We start from the raw sequence: 22,496 nt of genomic DNA on the forward strand, positions 1-22,496 counted from the left end.
GTGGCCCCCTCTCGCGGTCAGTCCTGTCGGGGCTAGGCCGCCTTCCTCCTCACGACGCGGATGGTCGCCTTCGCCAGCACGTCACCTCCGCGGTCCAGGACCCTCAGGACCGTCTTGCCGGACAGGCTCCTGGGCACCCTCGCGATGAGGACTGCCTTGCCGTCCTTCACCTCGACGGCACCGAGCTTCCTGCCGCCCAGGGTGAAGGTGACCTTCTTGACCGCCAGGTCGCGAACCCGGATCTTGACCCTCTTGCCGGCCCGCACCTTCGACTTCACCTTGACCTTGGGCTCCACCGTCGGGGTGGTGGGATCGGGGCTGGTGGTCGGCGTGGGGGTCGGGCTGGTGGTCGGCGTCGGGGTGACCGTCGGCTCCTCGGTCGGCGGGGTGTCGTCGGCCGGAGCGAAGGTGTACGAGCCCGGCCCGACCTCGTACACGGCGTAGCCGTCCTCGCTCTTGACGAACTCCGCCTCGCCGCCGGTCACGTCGGCCTCGTCGCCGCCGGTCGGCGCCCAGATCTCCGCGGTGGAGTTCGAGGGCACGGTGACCGACAGGGTGGCAGCGTCGTCGCCATCACGGGTCCATTCGCTGAGCACCTCGCCGTAGGGCGTCACGTACTCGCCGCTGACCTCTCCGAGGTTGCCGACGAGCTGCGGCTTGATGACCAGGTCGCGGTAGCCGATGGAGTCGTCAGCCTGCTTGATACCTGCGAGTCCGGCGGTGAACCACTCGTCGATCTGGAGCAGGATCATGTGGTTCTGCGACTGTCGCAGGTCCCAGTACTCCGGGATGGTGGTGAGGCCGCCGGGGTGCTTCTCGGTGGACTGCAGGAAGTAGCCGTAGCTGGGCTGGGTGTCCTCCTGGAGCAGGTCCCACAGCACGTCCTGGCGGCCGTTGTCCATCAGTGCGCGGGTGACGGGGCCGAGCCCGATCATGCCGGAGTTGAGGTGCGGACCGCCACCGTTGGGCTGGTAGGAGTAGATCTGTTCGACCAGCTCGTCGAGGACCACCTGTCGGTTCTCCTCGGTGACCAGGCCGTAGTCGAGGGCGATGCCCTGGGCGGTCTGGCCGCCGACGGAGCTGGTCTGGTTGATTGTGTACTTGCGCAACGCGGGGTTCCAGAAGCGCTCGTTGTAGGTGGCCCGGATGTTTCCGGCGAGCGTCTTGTACTCGGCGGCCTTGGCGTCGAGACCCAGCTCGGCAGCGAGCTCCGACATGTGGTTGGCCATCTTGAAGTAGGCGCCGGTCGCGGTCATTGCGCGGTTGGTCGAAGCGCGGTCGGCCGAGGCCCAGTCCCCGAGGCCGTTGTCGACGTAGTACTGGTCTGAGCCGGTGGTGCCTGCCGTGCGCCGGTTCTTGATGTAGTCCATGTAGAGGACCATCGAGTCCCAGTGCTTGCGAGCGGTCTCGAGGTCGCCGTAGTTCTTGTAGAGCCAGTACGGCGTCAGGACGACAGCCCCGCCCCAGTTCAGGTCGTTGCCCAAACCGGATCCGGACAGGCGGACCTGGTCGTTGGGAGTGGTGGAGGGCACGAAGCCGGCGTTGATACCGGTCTTGGTCTGGGCGCCCTCGATGGCCTCCATCATGGTGTGCAGGTACGCGGCCATGTCGTAGTGCTTGTCGATGGCCGGCATCGACTGGATCATGTCGGCCAGCCAACCGGCCTTCTCGCGGTTGGGGCAGTCGGTGAAGTACGACTGCATGTTGCTCATGATCGAGTACTTCGACATCTTGTGGATGCGGTTGATGCGCTCGTTGTCGGTTTCGACGCGCCCCGCCTCGGGCGCGGTCGCGTGGGTCTGCAGGCCGGCGATCATGCTCGTGGTCGGCGTGAACCCGGCTGGGAGGCCAGTCACCTGGACGTACTGGAACCCGTCGTAGCCGAACTGGGGGTGCCAGGTCTCGCCATCGGGGTCGCCCCAGGTGGTGTAGGTGTCCAGGGTCTGGGTGCCGGTGGTGCCGACGCTGCCCTCGACCATGTCGAGGACGTTGATCAGGCCCTTCTGGGCGGGGTCGGTGGTGTTGAACGACTCGCCGAACTGCATCTTCACCGTCGTGCCGGCGGGGAAGACACTCGCGCCACCGGGGGTGGTGAGCTCGACGAAGCCGGAGAAGGCCTGGCCCATGTCGAAGATCCACGTGCCGGGGTGGCCGTCGACCTGCCAGACCTTCTGGGCCTGGAAGCGGTCGACGATCTCGACGGGCTCTGCGCCGCGCTCGGTGAGGTCCATGTCGAGGTTGGGGGTGCCGACGATGCCGGCGTCCATCCAGTTCACGTCCTGGCCGTTGCGGCGCTTGGCGGTGGCGGTGAGGTCGCTGTTGCGGTTCTTCCAGCCGACCTGCTCGAAGCGGGCGTCGTAGTCGGTGCCGCCCCACCAGTGGTCGGTGATGGCCGGGCCGGTGGCGGTGCGCCAGGTGCGGTCGGAGACGACGTTGCTGGTGGTGCCGTCGGAGTAGGTCAGCTCGACGCGCGCGATGAGGCGCGGAGTGACCCGGGTGTTGGGCGAGTCGCGCTCGCCGGAGCGTGTCACTACCGCTCCGGCCGCGTGCGCGCCGGTGAGCGGCGACTCGAGAGTGACGGTGTTGGTGGCGGCGTCGACCGCGGTGACGCGACGCTGCTCCAGCCGCACGCCGGCATCAGCGGTGTCGACGTTCAGGGTGTATCCCACGTTGATGCCCGCCACGCTTGCCAGCGTGACAGTCGTCGCACCGACCGTGGTGGCGGCGGTCAGCGAGGTCGGGACGACGGCTGCTCCGAGGATCTTGCTGTAGGAGTCGGTGCGTCCGTAGGCGGGGTTCTCCGTCTTCTGCATGAAGGCCTCGCCGTTGCCGAGCTCGACGGCGATGGTGTTGCCGGCACCGGACTCCAGCAGCTTCTCGATCGGGTAGCTGCGGTAGGTGATGGCAACCTGTTCATTGGCGCCACCGGGAGCAAGGACCTCTTCAGTGACGGCCTTGCCGTTGACGGTGGAGACCTGGACGCCGAGGCCGGCCAGGACCAGGCGTGCCTTGGTGAGCGTCTTGGCGGGGTCCACCGTGATCTGCTTCGCGAAGATCGGCATCGGGCCCTGCGGGTTGCGGGTGGGGTGCTCGATCCACTGGGCATTGCCCCAGTCGGACTTGTTGAGCAGGCCCATCTCGAAGAACTGCGGCTCGCTCCACTCGGAGACCTGTCCGTTGTTGTCCCACACGCGGACCTGCCAGTACACCTGCTGTCGCGAGTTCAGGGGCAAGCCCTTCCACACCACCTGTGCCGACGCCGAGGACGTCACCTTGCCGGTACGCCAGAGGTTGGCCCGAGGCAACGTGGCCTCGGTCGAGGAGGCGCGGATCTCGTACGCCATCTGGACGTCGACGTCGTCGAGGAGCCAGCTGAAGGACGGCTTCTGGTTGCCGAACGCGTACAGCGGGCCGGTGCGCCCGTCGACGCGAGGTCGCTCGACGGACGGGGTGCCGGACGGCGCGACGGTGGCGGCCTGAGCCGTCGCGGACGTCGGGACGACGGTCGTCGCCCCCAGCGCCAGGGAGAGCCCCAGCGCTGCCACCAGGCCGGTGGTCTTCGTTGTCTTCATGTTGACCCTTTCGAGTGCGGTTGCGGGCCATCGCCTGGATGCACCTCGACGGGAGTCGCAGGCGCGGTGAACCGACCCGGGGAACAAGCCCGAGGCGGCGCCCGCCGTCCGCCGGAAGCGCTTCTCGTGGGTCCGGGGAGGGCGAGGTGACGGCGGTCACAAGGTAGGTACCCCGCGCCGACCGGGTCCAGTGAAACGCTTCAGGTTGACTGATTTCGGCCATCCACGGGAGCTAGCCGGCTCGACGGTCCCGCGCTCGGAAGGGCGCAGCGCGCCTGTGCCCCGGCGCGCGATGAGGCGTGAAGCGTTTCATCGCTGTCTCCAGAGGTCCACCGCACCGATCGGAGTTCGAGCGACATCGGCCGTCCCCGCGCCGGTCGCGCGGCGACGTTCGGGTACGACGGCCGATCGGTCTACGATCACATCGGGCCGGTCCGGCCCCCACACCCCCACGGTCCTGCTGCCCCTGAGCGAGATGCGGGACCACAAGAGCAGGTTTGCGATGTCCAGTTCACCCGCTGCGTTGCCCGGCATCGACGGGCTCGACCGACGAACCCCGCGCGTGCCGGACGTGGTGCTGGGCCTGCTGGTCCTGGCGGGCACGCTGGTGAAGATCGACGAGCAGCAGAGCTGGACCGTCGTCGCGCCGAAGTCCAGCGTCGAGTTCCTCATCTTCGTCACCGCGGCCGCCGCCTTCGCGGCGCGGACCTTCCCCGTGCCGGCCCTCGTGGTGGCCTCGGTCCTCGACGCGGTGCCACACTGGCTGCCCATCGGCGGCGCCGGCTACCACCTCAGCTTCATGATCTGCCTGTACATGGTCTCGGCCTACAGCGGGCGTCGCACGGTGCAGGTCGCCGTCGCGGTCGTGTTCGTCGTCCAGGTCGGTCTGATGGCCTGGGTGCTCGACTGGAGGTGGGGCCACCTGTTCATCGCGGTGACAGCGCTGTCGGTCGTCCTCCCCACCGCCCTCGGCGCCGCCACCCGGGCGCGGCACGCAGCGTTGCTGGCGATGCGGGCTCGAGCCGAGGAAGCAGAGCGGTCGCGCCACTCGGAGGCTCGCAAGCTCCTGGCCGAGGACCGGCTGCGCGTCGCACGCGACCTGCACGACTCCGTGGCGCACCAGATCGCGGTCATGAACCTGAACACGGCGGTCGCGTCGAGTGCCCTGCCGGACCGACCGGAGGACGCCAGTCGAGCACTGCTCACCGTCCGTGAGGCCGGGCGGTCGGTGATCGACTCCATCAGCGACCTGCTTCGCGGGCTGCGCGAGGAGAGCTGGGACGACCTCGAGCCGAGCTACACCTCCGACGAGCTGACGACCCTGGTCGAGGAGTTCCGCACCCTCATTCCGTCCCTCGACGTCGAGCCCGACCTCGGCACGGATGCCCGCCCCGTCAGCGCGGTGACGTACCTCGTCGTCCGCGAGTGCCTCACCAACGCCTACAAGCACGGTGACCACCAGGCGCCGATCGAGCTGGCGCTGCACCGAGGCGCAGGCACGTTCTCCTTGCGCGTCTCCAACACGACGCGGGAGCCGACCTCCGACTTCGTCGAGGGCTTCGGCCTGCGCGGCATGCGAGAACGGGTGGCGGCCGCCGGGGGCCGGCTCGAGGTCTCGTGCGCGGACAGGACGTTCGTCGTGTCCGCCGAGGTGCCGGAGGAGGCCGGAGCCACATGATCGGGGTCCTCGTCGTCGACGACCAACAGCTCATCCGCAACGCCGTCGCCGAGCTCGTCGCACACGAGCCGGACATGCACCTGGTGGAGACCGCGGAGAACGGTGTGGACGCCGTTCGCAAGGCGAAGGAGCTGGCGCCGGACGTCGTCGTGATGGACGTTCGGATGCCCGTCATGGACGGCATCGAGGCCACCCGCATCATCACCCAGGACGAGCCGGGCGTGCGCGTGCTCATCCTGACCACCTTCGAGGACGAGCCGGAGTACGTCGTGCGGGGCGTGCGGAGCGGTGCTGCGGGTTTCGTGGGGAAGGGGGCTGAACCTGAGGTGATCGTGGAGGCGATCCGGACGGTTCACCGCGGTGAAGGCCTCCTCACCCCGCGAGCCACCAAGAACCTCCTCGACCGGTACGCCGGGGCGGCCGGCTCGGGCCAGCTGCACCCCGATCTCCGATCGCTCACCCCCCGCGAGATCGACATCCTGCGCCTCGTGGCCGAGGGGCAGACCAACCAGGCCATCGCCGATGACCTCGGCATCTCGGTGGTGACGGTCAAGACGCACATCAACCGCACGATGACCAAGGTGGGCCGTCACGACCGAGCACAGCTGGTGGTGCTCGCGTTCGAGACCGGTCTCGTCACTCCGCGCTATCGCTGAGCCCGGACGCGGTGCCGTGCATCGCGCCGGACCGGGATCCGCCCGCGTGCCATGGCGGACTGCGGCCCGGGCACCGGCTCGCACGCTCCACGGACGGGACCCCCGCTCGATCGGCTACTGCGACCGCAGTACGTGCAATTGCGGCGTCAGGCTGACGCGCGAGGAACGGAGCAGCGGTTGTACTTGCGCCTGTGACTGCCGTCACCGTCGACCCCGTTGAAACGACTCACCACGTCCGGGCGCTCTCCCCCGGGCTGTGCGGAGCGCTTCCCCGGGCGTGCGACGACCCCGTGCTCGCCCGCGCACGCACGTCATGGCCGCCCCACGTCAACGCCAAGGAGCTCGCGGTGGACGACACAGCGACCAAGGTCCGAATCGTGCCCGATCGGACCACGTTGAACATCCTGAGCGCCTTGGCCCGGGGCAAGACCGTTGCTGAGGCAGCAACGAGCTGCAACGTCTCCGAGAGCACCCTGCGCCGCAAGATCGCCCTCCTCCGGCGGCAGTGGGGAGTCGACTCCACCGTCCAGGTCGTCGTCATCGCCGTCCGCCGGGGGCTCATCTGAGCCGGGGTGCTGCCGAGGTGCCGCGCACGCGGGCTCTCCAGACGTCCGGCGGCAACCCGATGGCACGCTCCAGACGTCCGCTCCCGCCCGCACGGGCGGTCGTGGCCGATAGCAGTCAACTTCGCCGCGATGTGTTGACCGTCACATCGGGAAGTCCTGAAGGTGTCCGTGTTGAAACGAATCAGACCCGGCCGAGAGTCGCTCAGCCGGCGCTGACGCACCTGATCGGAGACCGCATGAACCCGACATCGCCAGCCCTGCGGCTGCGCGGCAGGACGGCGGCGACCGCCGTCGCCCTGAGCTTGTCCGTGGGCCTCTCGTCCATGGCGCTGGGGCTGGGCGCCAGCCCCTCGGCCGCCGAACCGTCCGCAACGCCCTCGAGTGCGGTGTCGACGCTGAAGTCGCCCGCGGTGAAGAAGAGCTCCGCCTTCGCCAAGCAGCTCGAGTCGAAGTTCATCGACCCCGACCGGGTCTACAGCACCGACGTGCGCTGGTGGCTCGGTGACGCGTCCGCCACCGACGAGACGCTGCTCGAGGAGATCCAGGCGCTCTACGACGCGGGCTTCCGCGGCGTCGAGCTGTGCATGCAGGACGACACGGTCGCGGCGAACGACGTGTACGCCTACGGCACCGAGATGTGGGCGCACAAGTGGGAGCTGATGATGAACAAGCTCCTCGACCTCGGGATGGGCGTCTACCTCACCTCAGGCACCAACTGGTCCACCTCGAACGTCCCGGGCCTGGACCCGACCAGTCAGGCCGCGATGCAGAACCTGACGCTCGGCACGGGCACCGTCGAGGCCGGCCAGACGCTCTCGACGCTGACCCCGCCGGCAGCGAACGCCCGCCGCGCCGGCGCGAGGTTCGTCACCGCCTACGCGTACAAGGTCACCGCCGGCAACACCGTCGACCCGAGCTCGTTCGTCGACCTCAAGTCGCGCGTCACCCAGGGCGCCGACGTGTGGACCCAGAACGTCGACTGGACCGCGCCGAGCGACGGCACCTACCGGGTCTTCGGGCTGTGGACCCAGGGCACCTACCAGGCATCCCAGCCGTCGGCGCAGCCCAGCTACGCCACGAACTACTTCGACACCCGAGGCGTGCAGGCGCTGCGGGAGTTCTGGGAGGAGCACTACCTGGCCGACCCCGCGCTGCGGGAGAAGATCGCCAAGGGCGACGTCCAGCTGTTCATGGACTCTCTCGAGATGAGCTACGGCACCGGTGGCATGACGTGGTGGGCCGAGGACGCCGCCGCGGAGTTCCAGAAGCGCAAGGGCTACGACATCACGCCGTACCTGTTCCTCATCCAGGGCGTCGACAACGTCTGGAACAACCCCTACCACCGGGTCCAGACCGCCGGCACCTACCGCCTCGACGGCGCGGAGGACCGCCGCCAGCGCATCATCAACGACTGGCAGGACGTGCTGACGCAGCTCTACCGCGAGCGGATGCTGCAGCCGATGAAGGAGTGGCTGAACTCCGTGGGCGTCGAGACCCGCGCGCAGATCTCCTACGGCAAGCCGATCGAGATGTCCGAGCCGGCGATGGACGTCGACTACCCGGAGGCCGAGAACCGCAACCAGTACAACCAGGTGGACATGTTCCGCTACTGGACCGGTGGCGCGAAGCTCGAGAACAAGGTCCTGTCCACGGAGACCACCGCGCTGAACTTCGCCTGGAACGGCACCCACCAGCTGCGCCTCGAGGACGCCTACTCGCAGTTCGCGGCCGGGTTCCAGCGCACCATCTGGCACATCTGGACCGCCGGGTACGGCTACGGCAACTACCAGTGGCCCGGTTACGTCACCCGGGGGACGTTCACGCTCGTCTCGACCCGGGCGCCGTCGTCGAAGAACTATGACGAGTTCAACGCCCACCTCGGTCGCGTGCAGCGGCTGCTGCAGACCGGCAAGGCGCGCTCGGACGTCGGGTTCATCACCCAGAAGTTCGTCCACGGCATGGCGTTCGGCGGCGGCACCGGCAGCAACAACCGTGCGATGCAGTGGCAGAAGGCCCACCAGGGCATCCACTACCGCTCCACCGAGCTGCAGGACAACGGCTACACCTACGACTACTTCAGCCCCCGGTTCCTCTTCGACGACGACGTCAAGTTCGACCAGCAGACGAAGACCATCGAGAAGGCCGGCTACAAGGCCGTCGTGCTCTACCAGGACTGGCTCGACATCGACGGCGCCCGCCGCCTGCTCAACTGGGCCAAGCGTGGCCTGAAGGTCGTCATCCTCGAGGACGCCGCCACCCGCACGCCGTTCAACGACGGCAAGGACGGCGCGCTGAAGAAGGTGATGGACGAGATGAAGACCCTGCCCACCGTGCGGCAGGCGACCGTCTACGACAACATCGACTACTTCAGCGAGACCCCCGGCGGCTACCAGGACAACGTCCTGGAGAAGCTGCAAGAGCTCGGCGTCGAGCCGTACGCCGGCTACTCCGAGCCCAACCAGCAGCTCCTCGGTCAGACCCGTGAGGACGAGTCCGGCAACCGCTACGTCTACCTCTACAACTACGACGACGGCTCCTACCGCGACAAGAGCCTCAACCCTGAGGTGCGCAACGCCCCCAACCCGGGCACCAACATCAAGACTGACCTCGAGATGGACGGCCAGTACGTCCCGTACACCATCGACGCGTGGACCGGTGAGGCCACCGAGCTCGCCGACTACCGCTGGGAGAACGGCAAGACCGTCGTCCCGGTCGACCTCGACTACAACGACATCTCGCTCCTCGCGTTCGAGAAGGCTGGTGGCCAGCAGCTCCACGTGACCGACACCACCGCCGACACCGCTTATGCCACTGACAAGGGCGTGGCCGTCCGTGCGACGAAGTCCGGCAACATCGCCACGACGCTGAGCAACGGCAAGCAGTACACCGACGCCGTCACCGTCCCCGGCGCCTACGACATCACCGACTGGGACCTCACGGTCGAGTCGTGGCGCCCGAGCCCGACCGCGGGCGACCTGTCCCGCACCGAGGTGCTCGACGGCGTCACCACCACCAATCGCAAGACGTCCACGGTGAAGACCGCCATCGACGTCAAGCTGGACAAGCTGACGACGTGGGACAACATCCCCCAGGTCGGCAAGGCCGTCTCCGGCACCGGTCACTACGAGGCCACGTTCGACTGGGACGCCGACACCGCCTCGGGTGCCTACCTCGACTTCGGCGACCAGCTCGAGGAGTCGATGACCGTGTGGATCAACGGCACGAAGGTGGGCGGGGGCGTGTCCACCAACCCGACCAAGGTTAGGCGTGATGTCGGCGGGGTCGGCAAGCCGACCATCGACGACGGCACCGGCAACCAGGTGCCTTTGGTCGGCAAGGACCAGTACACCGGTGGCGTGAACTGGATGGACCCGGTGACCGACGTCAGCGACTACCTCGTCGACGGCAAGAACGAGATTGTCATCGACTACAACTCCGCGCTCGCCAACGTCCAGCTCGACCGGGGCATCGCACCCACCCCGCAGCAGAATGCTCAGGGCTGGTGGGGCTACCACATCGAGTACCTCTCTTTCGGTCCCCGCCAGGCCAAGCTCGTCCCGTTCGTCGACGTCGAGTACACCGGTGCCGACGAGCCGGGTCCGACCACGTCCCCGACACCGACCACCACCCCCACGCCCATCAGCCCGGCACCGGTCCCGATCGTGGGGCCGAAGGTGAGGGTCAAGTCGACGGTGAAGGCCGGCACTTCGGTCCGGATCCGCGGACGGAACCTGCCGGTCAGCAAGGTGGGGATCACCCTGGGCGGCAAGAAGCTGGCCACGGCGGAGGTCGAAGATGGACGCTTCGAGGTCAGGGCGAAGGTGCCGAACCACCTGTCCGGGAGGAAGGTCCTGCGGGTGCTCGACCGTCGAGGTGAGGGCCTGGTCTCCACCACGGTGAAGGTGGTGGCGAAGCAGAAGAACTAGCGTCGGTCCTCGTCCCGGCCCGTGCGACATGCCCACGGGTCGGCTTCCAGAGGCCGGCTCACCGACCGGCTGGGGGCCACGTGTCCGAGCGTGGCCCCCGGCTCGGCGGCACCCGGGGGCTGACGACACGCAGTCCCCCGGACCATCCCCCGGGCATCGCGCAACCCGCGCCCACAGGCTGTCCGCCCGGGAGGCTCGCGCGAGTGCGCGAGCAGGCCTGACACCACTGACGACCGGGCCAGTCAGCACCGGACGTCGATCGAAAGGAAACCGCACCATGACGCGTTCCTCGCGCGCACTCGCCAGGTTCGGCATCGCCGCCCTTGCGGTGACGCTGGGGTCGAGCACGCTCGCCCACGCTGGAGCCGGCGCCGCGACGCCGGTCTCCGGCGCCGCGCAGACCGCTGCCCTCGCCAGCATCGCAACGGGCTCACTGCCGCAGGCGCTCCGGGCTGCTGCCGTACCCAAGAGCTCGGCGTTCGCGAAGAAGCTCGAGGCCAAGTACATCGACCCCGATCGCGTCTTCAGCTCCGACGTGCGCTGGTGGCTGGGCAAGGCCGCCCACACCGACGAGGTGCTGCTCGAGCAGATCCAGGACCTCTACGACGCGGGCTTCCGGGGAGTCGAGCTGTGCATGCAGAACGACAACGCCGCCCCGAACGCCGACTACGCGTACGGGTCGAAGATGTGGACCCACAAGTGGAACCTGATGATGAACAAGCTGCTCGACCTCGGGATGGGTGTCTACCTGACCTCGGGCACCAACTGGCAGACCTCCAACGTGCCGGGCCTCGACCCGACCAGCCAGGCCGCGATGCAGAACGTCACCATGGGCACCACGACCGTGGCCGCCGGTCAGAGCCTCGCCTCTCTCCCGGCCCCGGCCGCCAACGCCCGCCGCGCCGGCGCGAGGTTCATCGGCGCCTACGCCTACAAGGTGACCGCGAACAACACCATCGACCCGACCAGCTACGTCAAGCTCGCGCCCACCCAAGGGGCGGACGTGTGGACCCAGAACGTGGATTGGACCGCCCCGTCGGACGGCACCTACCGGGTCTTCGGGCTGTGGACCCAGGGCACGTTCCAGACGTCCAACCCGTCGGCCGAGCCCGCCTACACGACGAACTACTTCGACACCCGTGGTGTCGACGCGCTGCGCACCTTCTGGGAGAAGAACTACCTCGCCGACCCTGCCCTGCGCGAGAAGATCGCGAAGGGCGACGTCCAGCTGTTCATGGACTCCCTCGAGATCTCCCTGGGTGGAGGTATCGCCTACTGGGCCGAGGACATGGCAGCGGAGTTCCAGCGGCGCAAGGGCTACGACATCACCCCGCACCTCTTCCTGCTCGCTGGCGTCGAGGCTCGCTTCAACCGGCCGAACACGACCGTCGGCGACGTCGGCACCTACCGGCTGGCCGACGACGAGGGCCGCCGGCAGAAGATCGTCAACGACTGGCTGGACGTCCAGACTCAGCTGTACCGGGAGCGGATGCTGCAGCCGCTCAAGACGTGGCTGAACTCCGTCGGCATCGAGACCCGTGCGCAGATCTCCTACGGCAAGCCGATGGAGATCTCCGAGCCCGGCATGGACGTCGACTACCCCGAGGCGGAGAACCTCAACCAGTACAACCAGATCGACATCTTCCGCTACTGGACCGGTGGCGCGAAGCTGGAGAACAAGGTGCTCTCGAGCGAGACGTCAGCCATCCCGATCGGCTGGAACTCCACCTCGCAGACCCGCCTGCAGGACGCCTACTCGCAGTTCGCCGCCGGCTTCCAGCGCACGATCTGGCACGTCTGGGCCGCCGACTACGGCTACGGCAACTTCGCCTGGCCGGGCTTCAACCCCTCGCCGTTCGCCTTCCTCCGCTTCCCGCTCCTGGGCGAGCGCGACCCGGGCGCGCAGAACTACGACGAGTTCAACGCCCACCTGGGCCGCGTCCAGCAGCTCATGCAGACCGGCCAGTCCCGCACCGACATCGGGTTCATCAACCAGAAGTGGGTGCACGGCATGGCCTTCGGTGGCGGCACCGGGAGCGACAACACCGCGATGAACTGGCAGAAGGCTCACCAAGGCATCCAGTACCGCTCCACCGAGCTGCAGGACAACGGCTACACCTACGACTACTTCAGCCCCCGGTTCCTCTTCGACGACGACGTCAGCTTCGACAAGCAGACCAAGACCATCGAGAAGGCCGGCTACAAGGCGATCGTGCTCTACCAGGACTGGCTGGACTTCGAGTCCTCCAAGCGCATCCTGAGGTGGGCCAAGCAAGGCCTCAAGGTCGTCATCCTCGAGGACGCTGCATCGCGCACGCCGTTCAACGACGGCAAGGACACCGCTCTCAAGAAGGTCGTCGACGAGCTCAAGACCCTGCCGACGGTCCGCCGGGCCACCGTCTACGACAACATCGACTACCACTCCGCCGCCCCCGGCGGGTACGACGACAACGTCCTGGAGAAGCTGCAGGAGCTCGGGGTCGACCCGTACGCCGGCTACGCCGAGCCCAACCAGCAGCTGCTGAGCCAGACGCGTCAGGACGAGGCCGGCAACCGCTACCTGTTCACCTACAACTACGACGACGGCTCCTACCGCTCCAAGAGCCTCCGTCCGGAGGTCCGCAACGCGCCCAACCCCGGCACCAACATCACGACCGACGTCGAGATGGACGGCCACTTCGTGCCGTACACCATCGACGCCTGGACCGGTGAGGTCACCGAGGTGGCCGACTACTCCTGGCGGGACGGAAGGACCGTCGTCCCGATCGACCTCGACTACAACGACATCGCCCTGATGGCGTTCGAGAAGGTCGACGACGAGCGGCTGCACGTCACCTCGACCACGGGCGAGACGGCGTACGCCACGGACAAGGGTGTCGCCGTCCGCACCACCGAGACCGGAACGCTCGAGACGACGCTCAGCAACGGCAAGTCCCACTCCGACGTGGTCACGGTCCCCGAGGCCTACGACATCCGCGACTGGGACCTCACGGTCGAGTCGTGGACGCCCAACGCCACAGCCGGCGACCTCGTCCGGACCGAGACCATCGACGGCCTGACGACGACCAACCGCAAGACCTCCACGGTCAAGACGCCGGTCGAGGTCCAGCTCGACACGCTGACGACGTGGGACCAGATCCCGGCGGTCGGGCGCAACGTGTCCGGCACCGGCCACTACGAGGCCACGTTCGACTGGGACGCCGACTCCGCGTCCGGTGCCCACCTCGACTTCGGCGACACCCTGCAGGAGTCGATGGAGGTGTGGATCAACGGCCGCAAGGTCGGCGGCGAGGTCTCCACGAATCCCACCAAGGTCAAGCGGGACGTGGGCGGTGTCGGCAAGCCCACCATCGACGACGGCACCGGCAAGCAGGTCCCGCTCGTCGGCAAGGACCAGTGGACCGGCGGTGTGAACTGGATGGACCCGGTCACCGACGTCAGCGAGTACCTCGTCGATGGCGAGAACACCATCGTCATCGACTACGCCTCGGCGCTGTCCAACGTCCAGCTCAGTCGCGGGGTCATGAGCGTCACCCCCAACGCCAGCGGCTGGTGGGGCTACCACGTCGACTACCTCCCGTTCGGGCCGGCACAGGCCAGGCTCGTGCCGTTCGTCGACGTGGAGTACAGCGCCGCCGACGCTCCTGCACCGACCACCTCGCCGACGCCGACCAGCACCCCCACGCCCACCAGCCCGACACCGGCCCCGGCCGTGGAGCCAACAGTGAGGGTTAAGTCGAAGGTGAAGGCCGGCAGGTCGATCAGGATCCGCGGACGGGACCTGCCGGTCAGCAAGGTGAGGATCACCCTGGGCGGCAAGAAGCTCGGCACCGCCGAGGTCGAGGACGGTCGCTTCACCGTGACGCGGAAGGTTCCGGGGAACCTCTCCGGGAGGAGGGTGCTCCGGATCCTGGACCGCAGGGGCGAGGTCCTGGCCAGGGCTGTCGTCCGGGTCGTGAGGAGGACGACCTGATCCGAGCCCCGCGCAGCGGGGAAAGTCGTGTAACAGCGGGCCGCGCCGTGCAGGCGCTGCCCCCTGTTCCGTTGTCGCGGCGGTAGTGCCGCTTGGTGATGGCGGCGACGCGGTCCGCCGCCGTTGCAGCGCAAGGCAGACGCGGGTTCGAGGCACTCGCGGAAACTGTGCGACATGCCGTCTGACCCGCACCAACGATTCGGCCAGTCCTTCGGGCGTTCGTCCTCGTTCAGGGTCGCTTCCGTTCCGTGAGGACCGATCGAGGGCGTAGAGCCACTCCATTGCGGTGGGGCTGTCTGATACTCCTCGAATACACGGACCCGCGTGCGTACGGGGGACGGGCTGATGTCCCTCCGCCGAGGCACCGTCGCGATCGGTGCAGGAAGTCCTTCAGATCACGGACCGGCGAACGGCGATCGTGACAGCCTGGATGTTCGTTGCCGCCCCCAAGCGGTCGCGAAGGGCCTGCACGCGCCGCTGCATCTGTCGCGGTGACACCCCGGCGGCCGCGGCGATATCGCTTGCGGTCATCCCCTGCGCCAAGAACCGGAGGATCGTGATTTCGTGATCGTCGAGCTGTGCCCGGTCCATTCTGTCCGTTCCTTCCCCTAAGTGCGTGACACGTCGTGGATGGAGACGAGGAGGCCGCCGGCGTCTCCACCGGCGGCCTCCTCTGAGCTACGGCAACTTCATCGATCCGCGCGACGTTGCACGACCTTGAACACGAATGTCTTCCTCTCGGCAGCCACGCGAGCGTCACCTTGGTAAACGACGCGGACCTTGACGCGGCCAGTTCGATCGAACCTGGGTAGCCACACCTTCGTCCTACCCCACTTGTTCAGCGTGCGGGTGTACTTCTTCCTCTGTCCCGCACCCTTGAGCGAGATCGTCGCCGCGCCGGTGGGCAACACCTGGCTTGCCCGGACGGTGACCCGCAGGCGGCGCCGGCTGTCGATCGCCAGCGGCTTGACCATCTTGGTCGCGATCCGCGCGGTCACCTTGTCCGCGGCGGGCGGCGTCGCCGTCGGCGGCGTGGGGGTAAGGGCCGGCGTGGGAGCGGCCGTCGGGTTTCCGGCGCCAGGACCGCCGGACTTCGGGTACTCGAGACCGACGAATGGCACGAGCTTCGCCTGCTGAGGACCGAAGCTCAGGTACTTCTGGTCATTCTTCCACCAGCCGCCCTTGTTCAGCTCCTCGCGGATCGCGCCGCGGGCGAGCTGCACGTTCGACAGCACCGAGCTGTAGTCGATGACGATCTCATTGCGCCCGTCGACGAGGTACGCACTGACGTCCGCGACCGGCTTGGTCCAGCTGATCCCACCGGTGTAGAGGTCCTTTCCGACGAGGGGAACCCTCCGGCCAGTCCCGTCGTCGACCGTGCCGCCGACGTCCCTGCGGACCTTGGTCGGGTTGGTGCTGACGGCACCACCGACCTTGTGCCCGTTGATCCAGACCTCCATCGTCGACTCGAGCGTGTCACCGAGGTCGAGGTAGGCGCCGTCCGCGGCGTCGGCGTCCCAGTCGAAAGCGGCTTCGTAGTGCCCGGTTCCCGACACGCCTCTGCCAACCTCGGGGATGCTGTCCCACGTCTTCAGCGTGTCGAGCGACACCTGGATGTCGGTGACGGCCGTAGACGTCTTCCGGTTGAGCGTCGTCACCCCATTGATGGTCTCCGTCCTCCGCAGGTCACCCGAGACATCGCCCGGTCGCCAGGACTCCACGGTCAGGTTCCAGTCAGTGATGTCGTAGGGCCGGGGGACCGTGACCTGGTCGGTGAGCCGACGACCGTCGCTGAGGGCGGTGGTGACGGGACCGGTGTCGGTGACTCGTACGACCACGCCGTCGTTCACGACGAAGCTCGACTCGGCGTTCGTGGACAGGACATGGAGCCTCGGTCCGTCGACCTTCTCGAACGCCATCAGCGCGATGTTGTTGAGGTCAAGGTCGACGGGGACCACCGTCTTGCCCTCCTCCCAGCGATACTCCGCGAGCTCGGTGGTCTCCCCCGTCCACGCGTCGATCGAGTAGGGCACGAAGTAGCCGTCCATCTCGACGTCGGTCGCGATGTTCTTGCCGAACTTCAGGTTACGGACGCTCGGCTTGTGGCTGTACTTGTTGTACTCGTCGTCGGCGTAGTTGTAGAGGTAGACGTACCGGTTCCCGTCGGTGTCCTCCCGCGTCTGGTTGAGCAGCTGGAGGTTCGGCTCCGCGTAGCCGGCGTACGGCTCGACGCCGAGCTCCTGCAGCTTCTCCATGACGTTGTCGTCGTAACCGCCGGGGGCTGCGCTGAAGTAGTCGATGTTGTCGTACACCGTCGCCTGGCGCACGGTCGGCAGGGTCTTCAGCTCGTCGGTGACCTTCTGGAGTACTGCGTCCTTGCCGTCGTTGAACGGCGTCTGGGACGCGGCATCCTCGAGGAGGACCACCTTGAGGCCTTGCTTGGCCCAGACCAGGATCCGCTTCGCGGCCTCCACGTCGAGCCAGTCCTGGTAGAGGACGATGGCCTTGTAACCGGCCTGCTCGATCGTCTTGGTGCGGCGGTCGAATCGGACGTCGTCGTCGAAGAGGAACCGCGGGCTGAAGTAGTCGTAGGTGTAGCCGTTGTCCTGCAGCTCCGTCGAGCGGTAGTAGATCCCCTGGTGCCCCTGCTGCCAGTTCATCTGGGCGTTGTCACTGCCGACTCCGCCGCCGAATCGGACGCCTTGGAACCAGTTCTGGTGAACGAATCCGACGTCCGTGCGGGACCGCCCGGTCTGCATCAACTGCTGCACCCGTCCCATGTGCGCGTTCAGCTCGTCGTAGTCACGGCTGTCGGGGTGGCGCGTGCCGAGGTAGCGGAAGTAGTTCGGGATGTACTGGGCATAGCTGAACGGGTCGTAGCCCGGCCACGCGTAGTTGCCGAAACCGTAGTCCGCTGCCCACACGTGCCAGATGACCCGCTGGAATCCGGCGGCGTACGCCGAGTAGGCGTCCTTGAGGTTCATCTGCGCGGTTCCGTTGAAGGACGGCATCTGGGCGCCGGTCTCGGTGGAGAGAACCTTGTTCTCCAGCTTGGAGCCTCCGGTCCACAGGCGGAAGATGTCGACCTGGTTGTACTGGTTGTAGTTCTCCGCCTCCGGGTAATCGACGTCCATGATCGGCTCGGAGTTCTCCAGTGGCTTGCCGTAGGAGATCTGAGCGCGGGACTTGATCCCGTAGGAGTTCAGCCATTCCTTGAGCGGCTGCAGCATGCGCTCGCGGTACAGCTGGGTCTGAACGTCCTGGAAGTCGTTGATGACCCGCTGTCGCAGTTCTTCTTGGCCAGCGATGCGGTAGATGCCCGTCTTCGCCACCGAGTGATACGGGTCATACACGTTGGCCTTGGTCCCGCGGATCAGGAACAGGTAGGGCGTGACGTCGTATCCCTTGCGGGCCTGGAACTCCTCTGCCATGTCCTCTGCCCAGAACGTGAACTGCGGCTGCTTGGAGATCGGCCCCTCGAACTCGGACCCGCCGCCGGGGTGGATCTCGAGTGAGTCCTGGAACAGCTGCACATCGCCGCGCTTGAACTTCTCGACCAGAGCCGGGTCGCTCAGGTAGTGCTCTGCCCAGAACGCCTTCAGCGCCTCGACGCCCCGCTCGTCGAAGTAGTTGGTGGTGTAGCTCGGCTCCGCCGCGGGGTCCGAGGTCTGGTAGGTGCCCTGGGTCCATATGGCGAAGACGCGGTAGTTCCCGTCGTCCGGCGCGGTCCAGTTGACGTTCTGCGTCCACACGTCCGCGCCCTGGCTCACCGACGGTGAGAGCGCCACGTAGCTGTCAAGGTCAAGGGTGTCGCCGTCGACGACCTTGTACGCGTACGCCGTGACGAATCGCGCGCCCCGCTCGCGGGCGCTGGCCGCCGGAGCTGGAAGCGCGGCCAACGTCTGGCCGGCCTCGACGACACCGGTCCCGAGGGTGAGGTTCTGCATCGCCGCCTGGCTGGTCGGGTCGAGGCCCGGGACATTGGAAGTTGCCCAGTTGGTGCCGGACGTCAGGTAGACACTCATGCCGAGGTCGAGGAGCTTGTTCATCACCAAGTTCCACTTGTGCGTCCACATCTCAGACCCGTAGGCATACGTGGGGTTGGCAGCGGCGAGATCGTCCTGCATGCACAGCTCGACGCCGCGGAAGCCCGCGTCATAGAGCTTCTGGATCTCTTCCAACAACGTCTCATCGGTGTGCGACGCATCGCCCAGCCACCAGCGCACGTCCGCGCTGTAGATACGGTCCGGGTCGACGTAGTCACCCGCCAGCCGGCGCGCGAAGGGCGAGCTCCCGGCGCGCGCCGCTCCGTCCGCGGCGTGGCCGCGAACCTCGCGAGTCGCTTGGACGTTGCTCTCCTCCGCGTGCGCCAGCAACGGTGTCGTCACCGTCACCGCGAGTGCGGCGGCTGCCAGCCCGGCGATCCCACGCACCGATCGGGCGCCGATCGAGCCAAGGGCTCCTATGTGGTGCGTTGAGCACCTAGTTCGCGGCATTGCATCTCCTCGGTCTTGAAAGTCTTGACTACAGGTGCGACCGGCCCGCTCTGGCGAAGCAGCACCAGGTCACCTACGGATACGACGTGCGACGACACCGGTCGTCGTGATGGCAACGGCTCCAAACGCGCACCGGGACGGAAGAGCGCTGTTGGAGCGGGTGGCTGGGCCCACCGAGCATTCCGTCCGGTCCGGGTAACAGCCTCAGTCCGCGTACCGCTCGATGACTCCCCATGCCGGTCGAGCTCTCGGGAGGCGGGGGCCGCCGGCGTTTCGCGCCGGCGGTCCCCCGCGTCGAAAACGGAGTCAGGTCATCGAACGGTCCGCCTGTCGACGACGGCGAAGGCGATCTTCTTCCACTGGGCCTCCACCGCTGAGTCGCCCATGTAGCGAACCTTCACCGCGACTCGCCCGGGCCACTTGAACACCGGCAGCCACAACTTCGTCCGGCCCCGGGAGTTGAGGGACTTCTCGTAGGACTTCTTCTTGCCCGCACCCCGGACCTTGACCTCGACCGACCCGGACGGCACCACACCTCGGGCACGGACCGTCACCCGCAGCCGGACCTTGGTTCCGACCTCGACCGGCTTGACCACCTTGGTGCCGATCCGCGCCACGACCTTGTCGACCGCCGGCGCCTGGGTCGGTGTCGGGGTCGCGACGACCGGAGGCGGCGTGGGTCCGGTCTTGGGTGCGGACCGGAAGCGGAGCGTCTCGCCGCCGCGCACGCTGAAGATCACGCGATCGCCGCTGAGCTCGGCTCCGTCGACCTGGGGGGCGGCGACGAACTTGCCGTCGACCCACACGTCGTGGCCGTTGACCTGAACGGCCGCGTCGTTGCTCAGGAGGGGCAGGCTCACCTGCCCGGACGTCCCGGCCGGAGCGGTCACGTCCACGTCGAACCGACGATCGCCCTCCGACTGGCCCCAGAGCACGTCGATCGGGCCGGAAGGGGTGGGCACTGATCCGTCGGCCCAGTCGACGCTGGTTGCTGGCATCGGCTCCACGAGCCACTTGTGGTAACCCGCGCTGGTGGGGCGCACGCCCACCAGGCGTTCCAGGAGCTGTGCCGACTGTCCTGCACCCCACCCGTGGGCGAGGCTGTCGCGGGATTCGTCCACGATGCCGCTCTGGTCGAGGAACTCCCACAAGGCACCGGTGTAGAAGTCGCTGCTCTCGTCGACCATGGGACCGATGAGGTCGCGGGTCAGCTCGAGCGCGCTCTCGGTGTCCCCAGCGACGTAGCGGGCTTCGGACTCCCATGTGTTGGTCAGCGGCTCGATCTCGTGGCCGTAGCCGTCAGCGAGGCTGGGGCCGGCCGGCACGCTCTGGCTCAGCACGTTTCCGTGGCCGGTCCAGGTGCGTCGAAGGACGTCGAGGATGCCCTGGACCTTGCCGCGGGGGGCGACCCCGAGTCGGATTGCATCGGAGTTGGCGTCGGCGGGGATGACGGTGGGCATCACGTCGCTGTGGATGTACGCGCCGAGCGAGTCGCTCCACAAGTGGTCGTTGATGTTGGCCTTGAGCCGCTCGGCCGCCTCTGCGTATCTGGCGGCCTTCTCCGGGTGGCCCAGCTCGTTCTCGAACCACACGAGGTTCTGGAGGAACTCGAGGTACACCATGCTGTAGTGGGTGACCTCGCCGTCCTGTCGGGTCTGCCAGTAGTCCGGGTCGTTGGTGACGATGAGACCGTTCTCGTTGAGGTGGCTGGCGTGGAACTTCTCGGCGCGTTCGACCGCGGGCAGCAGCGACCGCGCATAGTCCAGATCCCCGGCGTAGCGGTAGTAGTCAATCGCCGACATGGCGGCGTAGGCCGAGTACGTCGTGGCGTAGAAGATGCCGCAGCACGTGGACGACGGCAGTTCACCGGTGACGGGGTTCTGCATGTCCATGAACGTGTCCAGCGTTCCCTTCCAGTAGGGAAGGGCGGCCGCGCCGAATGCCTGGTAGGCGACGCGTCCTTGGACGATGAGGTCGCCCGACCACAGGGCGCGGTCGCGCTTGGCGCCGTCGTAGATCACCGGGACGTCGAGGTCGTCCACGCCAGCCGGGACCATGTTCGTCTGGTTGGTGAACGCGCCGGCGAACCAGGCCTTGTTCAGCGTCTCATCGCTGGAGAGGAAGTGACCGGCGTAGTCGTCAGCACCGGCGCGGTGGGCTGACCACCGGACGCTTGGTGCCGAGATCGTCACCTTGCCCGGCTTGGTGAGTGCGATGGCTCGGAAGCGGAACCCACCCTCGTTCGCGCCCTCGGTAGGACCGGGGTTCGCGAGGGTGGTCACGTTGTTGGTGTAGCCGGTGGGCATGCCCGGCTTGGTTCGGATGGCCGTTCCGGCCTCCACAGACTCGGCCAGGCCGCGCGACAACGTGAGGCCCGTTCCGGGGGCCAGGATGACCTGGGTGCCGACCGGAACGTCGTTGGCGAGCGCCGGCGTGATGGTCACCGGTCCTGGCTTGTGAGCCGGGGAGGTGGCGCCGGTCGGCAGCGGGGTGGTGAAGCTGGCCAAAGTGCCCCATGGCTGGGTCTGGGCAAAGGCGACGGTCATGAGCTCGCCGCTGATCGTCAGGACGTCTCCCGCTGCCACGTTGCTGTTGGGACCGAAGAACGCGACCATGTCCGCCGAGATCGGGGCGAAATTGATGCTCGTCGGAGCGCCGTCCACCGCAACGATGGTGTGGGGCGCACCGCCGACGCGAATGACCTGGCCTGCCACCGCTTCCTCAAGCGAGCCGAGCTGCAGCCGGGTGGCGCCGGCGGGAGCGGCCTTGGCGAGTGGGACGGCCGCGTCGGCGGTTCCGACACCGGTGATCTCGTACTGTTCGGCGCCGAACTGGACGGTGTCACCGACGAACAGGTTGGTGCCTGAGGAGTAGCGCACCTTGCGTGTTCCTGCCGGCGCCTTGACGGAGACTGTCGCGGTACCCGGCGTGTACATGAACGGCATGGACTCTGAGTAGGCCTGCCGGAGTTGTACGCCCGTCGCACCGTCGTCAGGCGTGACCGAGTCAACGGTGAGCTGCGGATAGCCGGCGGTCTCGACGCCGTAGTCAAGAACAAGAATGGCGGGCTCACCTCCGTCGACCATCTCGAGCGTTGCGGAGCCGCCCTTCAGTAGCTCCCGTGCACCGGACACCCGGCCACGGACACTTCGAATGTCCACCGGGTCGTGCACCACGCGGTCCTGGCCAAGGACGTACCGGCCCCAGGCTCGGTCAGCCGGCCAGAGCGGCTCGTGTGCCGCCCCGGGTGCCGGCGTCGATGTGGCGGCCACGACGGGCGTGCTTCCGAGCACCATGGCGGTGGCGGAGGCAGCAACGACCATGGCCGTGACCGGTCGCCATCGTCTCCCGGCGTTGCCGGTGAGTCCGTCGTTGGTTGCTGCTGGTGGAGCTCCCATTGCTGGTCCTTGTCCTTGTGTTCGTCCGGTGACCGAACGATCGTCCTGCTGGGCATTGGCTGTGCCCGTCCGCCACTGGCGGGAGCACGGGGCTTCTCGCCGGGGGCCGGCGGCGTTTCGCGCCGGCGGTCCCCCGCGTCGAAACGGAGTCAGGTCATCGAACGGTCCGCCTGTCGACGACGGCGAAGGCGATCTTCTTCCACTGGGCCTCCACCGCTGAGTCGCCCATGT

Annotated in this window: 9 protein-coding genes; 5 read left to right on the forward strand and 4 right to left on the reverse strand. The window is 67.5% G+C overall.

Going from position 1 to position 22,496, the window contains the following annotated elements:
• Positions 1-32: 32 nt before the first annotated feature.
• Positions 33-3,572, reverse strand: coding sequence for an alpha-L-rhamnosidase (locus J3P38_RS04050; protein WP_210502741.1), 3,540 nt, complete (start codon positions 3,570-3,572; stop codon positions 33-35).
• Between the two features lie 502 nt (positions 3,573-4,074).
• Here J3P38_RS04050 and J3P38_RS04055 point away from each other — a divergent pair.
• The 5 genes from J3P38_RS04055 (at position 4,075) to J3P38_RS04075 (ending at position 14,371) form a co-directional block, all read left to right on the forward strand.
• Entirely contained in the window at positions 4,075-5,250 is a 1,176-nt protein-coding gene (locus J3P38_RS04055) for a sensor histidine kinase (protein ID WP_210438575.1), read from the forward strand.
• Entirely contained in the window at positions 5,247-5,906 is a 660-nt protein-coding gene (locus tag J3P38_RS04060; RefSeq protein WP_210438576.1) for a response regulator transcription factor, read from the forward strand. The genes J3P38_RS04055 and J3P38_RS04060 overlap by 4 nt, the downstream gene beginning before the upstream one ends.
• Before the next feature lie 191 nt (positions 5,907-6,097).
• A complete protein-coding gene (locus J3P38_RS04065) occupies positions 6,098-6,472 on the forward strand; it encodes a helix-turn-helix domain-containing protein (protein ID WP_210502742.1) in 375 nt (124 codons plus the stop codon).
• A 236-nt stretch (positions 6,473-6,708) separates the two neighbouring features.
• Entirely contained in the window at positions 6,709-10,398 is a 3,690-nt protein-coding gene (locus J3P38_RS04070; protein WP_210502743.1) for a glycosyl hydrolase, read from the forward strand.
• Positions 10,399-10,675: 277 nt separating this feature from the next.
• Positions 10,676-14,371 (forward strand): glycosyl hydrolase, encoded by a 3,696-nt coding sequence (locus tag J3P38_RS04075; protein ID WP_210438579.1) that lies wholly within the window; start codon positions 10,676-10,678, stop codon positions 14,369-14,371.
• Between the two features lie 390 nt (positions 14,372-14,761).
• Here J3P38_RS04075 and J3P38_RS04080 read toward each other — a convergent pair whose 3' ends face one another.
• The 3 genes from J3P38_RS04080 to J3P38_RS04090 form a co-directional block, all read right to left on the reverse strand.
• Positions 14,762-14,962: a LuxR C-terminal-related transcriptional regulator gene (locus tag J3P38_RS04080; RefSeq protein WP_210438580.1), complete on the reverse strand. Its 201-nt coding sequence runs from the start codon at positions 14,960-14,962 to the stop codon at positions 14,762-14,764.
• 98 nt (positions 14,963-15,060) lie between these two features.
• Positions 15,061-18,759, reverse strand: coding sequence for a hypothetical protein (locus J3P38_RS04085; protein ID WP_210502744.1), 3,699 nt, complete (start codon positions 18,757-18,759; stop codon positions 15,061-15,063).
• Between the two features lie 419 nt (positions 18,760-19,178).
• Entirely contained in the window at positions 19,179-22,040 is a 2,862-nt protein-coding gene (locus tag J3P38_RS04090; protein ID WP_210502745.1) for an alpha-L-rhamnosidase C-terminal domain-containing protein, read from the reverse strand.
• Between the last annotated feature and the right edge of the window lie 456 nt (positions 22,041-22,496).

The sequence above is a fragment of the Nocardioides xinjiangensis genome (assembly GCF_017916455.1).
Lineage (GTDB): Bacteria > Actinomycetota > Actinomycetes > Propionibacteriales > Nocardioidaceae > Nocardioides > Nocardioides xinjiangensis.

Excerpts from the sequence above, each read along its gene's own strand:
- J3P38_RS04050 (WP_210502741.1), bottom strand. The coding sequence starts at position 3,572 with ATGAAGACAACGAAGACCACCGGCCTGGTGGCAGCGCTGGGGCTCTCC.
- J3P38_RS04055 (WP_210438575.1), top strand. The coding sequence starts at position 4,075 with ATGTCCAGTTCACCCGCTGCGTTGCCCGGCATCGACGGGCTCGACCGA.
- J3P38_RS04060 (WP_210438576.1), top strand. The coding sequence starts at position 5,247 with ATGATCGGGGTCCTCGTCGTCGACGACCAACAGCTCATCCGCAACGCC.
- J3P38_RS04070 (WP_210502743.1), top strand. The coding sequence starts at position 6,709 with ATGAACCCGACATCGCCAGCCCTGCGGCTGCGCGGCAGGACGGCGGCG.
- J3P38_RS04075 (WP_210438579.1), top strand. The coding sequence starts at position 10,676 with ATGACGCGTTCCTCGCGCGCACTCGCCAGGTTCGGCATCGCCGCCCTT.
- J3P38_RS04080 (WP_210438580.1), bottom strand. The coding sequence starts at position 14,962 with ATGGACCGGGCACAGCTCGACGATCACGAAATCACGATCCTCCGGTTC.